The organism is Thermogutta sp., assembly GCF_014359955.1.
Lineage (GTDB): Bacteria > Planctomycetota > Planctomycetia > Pirellulales > Thermoguttaceae > Thermogutta.
The window spans coordinates 1-6,792 of record NZ_JACIYL010000181.1 but is presented as its reverse complement, the minus strand read 5'-3'; the positions used below and the strand labels follow the sequence as shown (position 1 = coordinate 6,792).

At 59.0% G+C, this 6,792-nt stretch carries 5 protein-coding genes; 2 read left to right on the top strand and 3 right to left on the bottom strand.

Translation table 11 applies throughout. The features are described 5' to 3' along the window. Positions 1–383: 383 nt before the first annotated feature. Both H5U08_RS07610 and H5U08_RS07605 read left to right on the top strand, forming a co-directional pair. Positions 384–1,727 (top strand): hypothetical protein, encoded by a 1,344-nt coding sequence (locus H5U08_RS07610; RefSeq protein ID WP_297031817.1) that lies wholly within the window; start codon positions 384–386, stop codon positions 1,725–1,727. Positions 1,728–1,799: 72 nt separating this feature from the next. Beyond that, on the top strand, positions 1,800–2,594 hold the full coding sequence (locus H5U08_RS07605) for a hypothetical protein (protein WP_297031815.1): 795 nt from the start codon (positions 1,800–1,802) through the stop codon (positions 2,592–2,594). Between the two features lie 265 nt (positions 2,595–2,859). Here H5U08_RS07605 and thiI read toward each other — a convergent pair whose 3' ends face one another. From thiI to ilvE, 3 genes are all read right to left on the bottom strand, one after another. After that, a complete protein-coding gene (gene thiI, locus H5U08_RS07600) occupies positions 2,860–4,068 on the bottom strand; it encodes a tRNA uracil 4-sulfurtransferase ThiI (protein WP_297031814.1) in 1,209 nt (402 codons plus the stop codon). A 335-nt stretch (positions 4,069–4,403) separates the two neighbouring features. Then, a complete protein-coding gene (locus tag H5U08_RS07595) occupies positions 4,404–5,294 on the bottom strand; it encodes an alpha/beta hydrolase (protein ID WP_297031812.1) in 891 nt (296 codons plus the stop codon). A gap of 33 nt (positions 5,295–5,327) precedes the next feature. Further along, positions 5,328–6,191 (bottom strand): branched-chain-amino-acid transaminase, encoded by an 864-nt coding sequence (ilvE, locus tag H5U08_RS07590; protein WP_095413810.1) that lies wholly within the window; start codon positions 6,189–6,191, stop codon positions 5,328–5,330. Between the last annotated feature and the right edge of the window lie 601 nt (positions 6,192–6,792).

Here is a 6,792-nt window from a genome sequence, read left to right as displayed (position 1 = left end):
GCTGCTACGGAGGATTGCAATTAGCGCGCCAAATTCCAGATGAGATCAGAAAGTAATGAAGTCACCGTCACTTACACCCTGCCAGCGAGTATTGATCGGGCCCGCTCCGGTGCGTCCGTGTGCCAAAAGGTGATCTTCCCCAAACCGTGTTACTGCCAATTTGGCAGAGTTGTTTTCGAGATGGTTGGACACCACCTGCCCCCCCATAAAGAGGGGGGTTACGCTTGCGTTCGTGGTTTGCCGGCGTATTCAGAGAGGTCACAATAAAGACGAAGCACCGGCCCGGTGAGGCTTTGCCCGTAGCGATCGATCTCGGCCGGGTTAGCGGTTTGTCGCCCGGAGGATGCCCCTGCATTGAACCGGAAACGGAAGGGAGCTTGCCGATGTTACCCCGTTGGCGCTTGTGGCCATTCCATCAGTTCCCGGACCTTTTGCTTCGGCGGGCCGGGATGGCCCTTTGCACTGTAACTTTCACGGTGTCATTGCTCGTTCTCGAGAGTGGATTCTCGAGTGCTCCGTCAGGAATCGAGGGAGATTTTCGAGAGCATATTCGCCGCCTGGTGGCGGCCCTGGATGCCCCTCAGCGCTCGGTCCGGGATTCGGCAGAAAAAGAGTTGGAATCGCTGGGGTGGCGGATTCTTCCGGAGCTGTCCGAGGTTGTCCCGAGTTCGCCGGAGGTTGCGCTGCGATTGGCGCGGATTCGGGAACGGCTCATGGCCCAGCGGATTCGTCAGGAGGCCAGGGAATCCCGCGTCACGCTAACGGTTGAGCAGGTTTCGCTGAAGGAGGTCCTCAACGCTATTCAATCGCAGACAGGCAACAGCGTGACGGCGCGGGGCGAACTGGCCGAGGAACGTATCTCGGCAAGTTACCAGGACGTACCCTTCTGGAAAGTTATTGATGACCTTGCCGAACGGACCCGCGCGGAAGTGAGGTTGCAAACCGATCGGAGCATGGAGCTTGTCAGAGCCGAGGTCGCGGGTCAGTTTCCGAAAAACCGGCAGGTGATTGATGTGGGGCCCGTTCGCGTCAGTGTGGAAAAGGCATCTTCGGTGCAGCCGCGAGGCGAAAGCTCGGTATTGACCGCTTCCCGGCGGATTGTGCTGAACGTCACGCTGGCGTGGGAGCCGCGACTACAGCCTGCTGTGCTGTGGTGGGGCCCGGTCGAGCTTGCGACGGCGAACGAACGTGTCCACCAGGTTTTGCTGCCATCCCGGCGAGAAATTCCCATTCTCGGATCCCGGTGCGCGGTGGAAACGAGTCTGGTTGTGGAAGACCTGGGCAGCAAGGGGATTGAGGGGGCGATTCGGGCGGCCTTCGAGCTGGTTTTGCCTGTTTGCGTCCAGCCTTTCACGTTTGAAAGGCCCGCGGGAAATGCGCTCCCTGTACGGCAGCACGTGGGGGACGTGACGGTGACGCTTAATTCGTGGCGTGAGAAAGACGGCGTGGTGGAGGTGGGGCTCCGTGCCGAATACGGCCAGCCGCAGGAGGCGTTTGCTTCCCACCGCGGATGGTTCTACCGATGGCAGGCCGAAATCGAGGGCGACGGTTACCGGAAGCCGTTCGATCAACTGGAAGCCCTGTGGCTGGGCGAAAATGGCGTCGAGTTTGTGTATCGCTTCTCGGGTGTACCGGGACGCGCCACTGCCGTCCGGTGGATGGTCCCCCTGGCCATTGTGAAAGTTCCCGCCGAAGTTGATATTGCGCTGGGAAAATTGATCGAGTGAAATCGAAACCGTCGCCGTGAAAAACGCAACCGATGCCATGCCGGACAAATAAAGAGCAGTAAAGGAAGATCTATGCCAAAAAAGAATCCCGATGACGAGAAGGGAAAAGGACCGGTCTCTGGACGACAGTCGGCGGAGGGACAGGCGGAGAATCGTTCTCGAAAAAAGTTCCGGGACAAAAAGCCAGAGAAGCAAAGAAGCCGAAAATCGAAATCGCCTGGCCAGAGGATCAGTGTCCGCGAAATCTCGCCTGGGATTTTCGAATTGGTCTTTCCCCCGCGACTCCGTCAGTTCAAAGAGGACATTGAGGAGGTCTATGACATCCTCGCCCATGAGGAGTGGGATTTGGCGGTTGATGAGTTGTTGTGGCTCCTGCAGCAATGTCGGGATCTATTGGAGGCCCATCAGCTTCTCGGACGAATTGCCCTCTATCGCAACAAGCTCGATCTTGCCCGTGGCCATCTGGGATACGCCTTTGAATTGGGGTTGAAAGCGCTGGGAAAGGATTTTAAGGGGCGGCTGCCGCTCAATCGACCGAGCAATCAAGCGTTTCTTCAGGCGGCCCGCGATCTGGTGGAGTGTCTTGTTCGATTGGGGGAGCGGGGCCTTGCCCAATCGGTGGCGGAGCAGCTCCTCACGTGGACGCCGGAGGATCCGCTGGGGGTGCGCAAGATCCTGGAGCGGCCACAGGATGAACACCTTGCAGAAAAAGAAATCGCCAGCGGGAAATGGAGGGAGTCGCTGAAACCCAATCTTGCCCGCGATGAGGACTCCGGAGAATCTCTGTCGAAAACTTTACCGCCTGAGAACGCGCAGGAAGGTGAGAATCCCTCGGGTAATTGCGGCGGAAAGGACGGGAAGGCATGAGTCGGAAAGAACCGCCGTTTGAGATCTGGGATGTGCATGTGCATCTTGCGGGAATACCGGGAGAGACCCCGGCGAACAGACTGGCCAATTTGCTGGAGTATGCAGATCGTCTGGGAATTCGCCGGGTGTGCGTTTTCATGGGGATGACCTTTCAGTATGACCCCAGCCCGGACGAGATGGTCCAGGCCAACCGGGAAGTGCGGCAGGCCATTGAGCGGTTTCCCGATCGTGCGTTCGGCTTTGTCTATTTGAATCCCAACCACCTTCAGGCCAGCCTGGACGAATTGAATCGCCACGTGGCCGATGGGCTCCGCAGATCATATTCTTCCAGCCGGTCCACCGCTTGGTGCAGCACGGCAAGGTCGATCTTCGCCATTTCTCGATCGAGCGTCTCGGGCGAGGCCCCTGTGACCGGATGGTCCGGAGTGAGGGCGCAGTATTCCCGGACGCGTTCCGACAGCGTGGCCGTGCCGATCCGTCGCGCCAGGTGGATGATGTCTTCCTTATCGTAGGTGAGCAAGGGTCGTAAGACCGGCAGCGCACTCCCCGCCTCGATCGCCGCCAGGTTTTTGAGAGTCTGTGAGGAAACCTGACCGATCGACTCGCCCGTCACCACGGCCACCGCCCCGCTTCGCCGGGCGACCAGCGCCCCGGTTTGATACATCAGCCGTTTGAGAACGATCTGCCAGTAGGAAGATCGCGTTTTTTGACGCATTTCGATGACGACGTCGGTGAAGTCGACCGAGTAAAAGCGGGGATGTGTGCCGTAACTCCAGTTGTCGGCAAGGACCTTGGCCACCTGAACCACGGCTCGTTCGTAGGCTTTTCCGCCCAGATTGCAGAACACGTAATCGACCGCCACGCCGCGTCGCATGATGAGCCAGGCGGCCACCGCCGAGTCGAAACCTCCCGAGATCAGCACGAGGGCCTTTCCCTGACTGCCGATCGGCAGTCCGCCGAGACCACGCAGAGTCTCCGCATAGAGAAAGGCCCGGCTGTCCTGGATATCGACGTGGACGGTGACCTCGGGTTGGGTCAGATCCACTTTTTGAGCAAACGGCCGAAGTCCCGCCCCCAGGGCCACTTCCACATCGCGGGAGCGAAAGGGATGATTTCCCGTCCGTCGGGCCCGCACGGCAAACCGTTTTCCCCGCACGATTTCGGCGAAGGCTTCCACGCCCAGGCGAACTATCTCGTCCAGCTCCGCCCGACTGACCCGCTCGATGGGGACAATCGACCCGATTCCTGCGACACGGCGGAGGAGTTCGGCCGCCTCTCCGGGAGCCGTCGTCTCGACAAAATAGGTGTTCCACGCTCCGGAAATGCGGTACGTCAGCCCGTGGCTTTCCAGTGCGTCGGTCAGATTGTGCACCAGTTCCTGCTGCAACCGACGGCGCGTGCGATTGGATTTGAGCGTAAACTCCGCCGACGGTCGCAGCATGAGGATCGAAAATGGGGCGTCAGTCACTGTCATGAACTCTCAACAGACCGATGATCGAAAACCGACAAAAAACCAGACCTGAAAGGCCACCCGACCGCCCGCACCTCATTCTATTCATTCGGGCCAATCCGTGCGCAGCCTGCCGGCTTTAAAGTCATTGGCCAGCGGCGCTTGTCGGCAAAGGGGATCCTCGAGGGAGTTCGAAAAAACTCGATTCGCCTGCGTACCGCGGGACGATGCAGCCTGAAAACTGGCCGGACTGTGCTGCTGAGTGTTTGCCAAAGGACGGACCCCGGCCGTCAGGATGATGAAAGGGAACGCTTTTCGCGTTTTGACTGACGTTGAGCCAATCCTGGTTCCCCGGGTGGTCATTCCACCCCGAGATGGTGGAGCACAAATCGGCGGGTCTTTTCCAGGAGTTTGTTGCGGCCTTCTCCATCGAGACAGCCGAAGTCGTGTCCGCAGCCCTCCAGTGCCAGAACCTCCACCGGGACGCCCGCGTTCTTCAAAGCCTTTTCAAGGAGCTGCGCCTGCTTGAACGGCACCACCCGGTCCGCCGTCCCGTGCACGAGGAGGACGGGGGGATCGTCAGGCGAGACATAGGTGATGGGGGACGCTTCCCGGTGACGCTCCGGACACTCCTTGAGGGTACATCCGAGAAACGCCACGAGACTTTGTTTCTCGGTGCTTGCCTCGATGGATTCGGCATCCGACAAATCGGTCGGCCCGGCGAAAGACACCGCACACCGCACCCAGTTTTTCAACGGCTGGCCGTGTGAGTCAACAGCGGACGGATCTGGCTCCATCAACGCGACCATTAACGCCAAATGCCCCCCAGCCGAACCGCCTTCCACACCTAACCTGTCCCGATCCAGTTGGAATTCCTCTGCATGACTTCGCAACCAGCGAACGGCATCGATGCAATCTTCCACGGCCGCCGGATATTTTGCCACCTGAGAAAGCCGATAAGTGATGGAAAAGGCAGCCACACCCAACTGGGCGTAAGAAATTCCCCACGCCCGGTAGCCAGATTTGTCCCCCGCCCGCCACGCCCCGCCGTGAATGAGCACCACACCGGGACATGGGCCCGCGGTGGCCGGCAGATAGGCATCCAGCATCAGATCCTGGCCGTCAACGGTCTTGTAAACAATGTCGGCTTTGACCGTGACGCCTTGTTCGGCATGAGCTGGAAGACGTGCCGCACACGAGAAAAACAGAGCCACAATAGCCGTTGCAAACACCGCACGACGTCCCGTCACGGTTTCACCTCCGCGCTGGAGCTCGACATTTTTTTAGCAATGGTTACGGGTCAACCGATGGAACCGCTCCATCAGATCCCGCGTGATGGGGCCAGGTTTGCCATCCCCAATAGGACGGCTGTCCACCTTGACCACCGGAACAATCTCCGCGGCGGTGCCCGTCAGAAAACACTCGTCGGCAATGTAAACATCGTGTTTGGTCAGGGGAACCTCGTGGACCTTCAATCCCGCTTCCTGGGCGAGCTCGATGACCGCTGCGCGGGTGATGCCTTCCAAAATGCCCGCCTCCCGGGGCGGCGTGAACAGTTCCCCACGCCGCACGAGGAAGATGTTGTCCCCCGTGCATTCCGCCACCTCCCCCTTATGATTGAGCATGAGCGCCTCGATGCATCCCGCCTGGAGGCCCTCAATTTTTGCCAAAATGTTATTGAGATAATTGAGGGATTTGATCCGGGGACTGAGGGCCGCCGGGTGATTGCGGACGGTGCTCACCGTGACGATCTCGAGTCCTTTTTCGTACAACTCCTTCGGGTAGAGCGAGATGTGATCGGTGATGATGATGACCTGGGGGTTGCTGCAGCGGTTGGGGTCCAGCCCCAGCGTTCCCACACCCCGGGTGACAACCACCCGAATGTAGCCGTCCTCGATTCCGTTGATGCGGAGCGTTTCTTCAATGGCCCGGGCCATCTCTTCCTTGGTCATGGGGATGGTCAACCAGATGGCCTTGGCCGAATCCCACAGGCGATCGAGGTGCTCCTTGAGGCGGAAGACTTTGCCGCCGTAGCTGCGGATTCCCTCGAAGACCCCGTCCCCGTACAACAGGCCGTGATCGTAAACACTGATCTTGGCGTCTTCCTTATCGTAGTACTGTCCGTTGATGTAAACCTTCAAAGACATGGCTAAAAACCACACTGAGGTACCAAGACGGCGGATGTTTTACGGCATCTTTGGAGATCCAACTGGTTTACTTTACCACAATTTTTCGCGTCCTGCGACGTCCGCCTCGGGACAATGAGTCCGAGCGGTTGCTGCCATCTGGCGCCAGGTAAAAGGCGAAAAGATCGGAGGGGCACGCTTGTCGTGCCCGATGCGGAAGGATGGATAACCAATCGGTGTTCATCGGACCCGACAAGCGGGTCCCTCCATTGTGTGGATTGGAGGGGCAGGTTCCGCCCCGACCGGTCACCCAGGTTCAATCCCGATCAACGGCAAGTTGGTGAAGGCTAAAGCCTTCACCGGAAAGCGGCGATGAATCGCCGCACTCCATATGGAGTGCGGGGCTTTAGCCCCGCTTTCGGCGCGGGACTTCAGTCCCCGCCAAAGGCAATGGAACATCGAATATTGACAAACGGACGTGACGAGCAGGTCCCTCCATTGCGTGGATTGGAGGGGCAGGTTCTGCCCCGACCGGTCACCCTGGTTCAGTCCGGATCAACGGCAAGTTGGTGAAGGCTAAAGCCTTCACCGAAAAGCGGCGATGAATCGCCGCACTCCATAT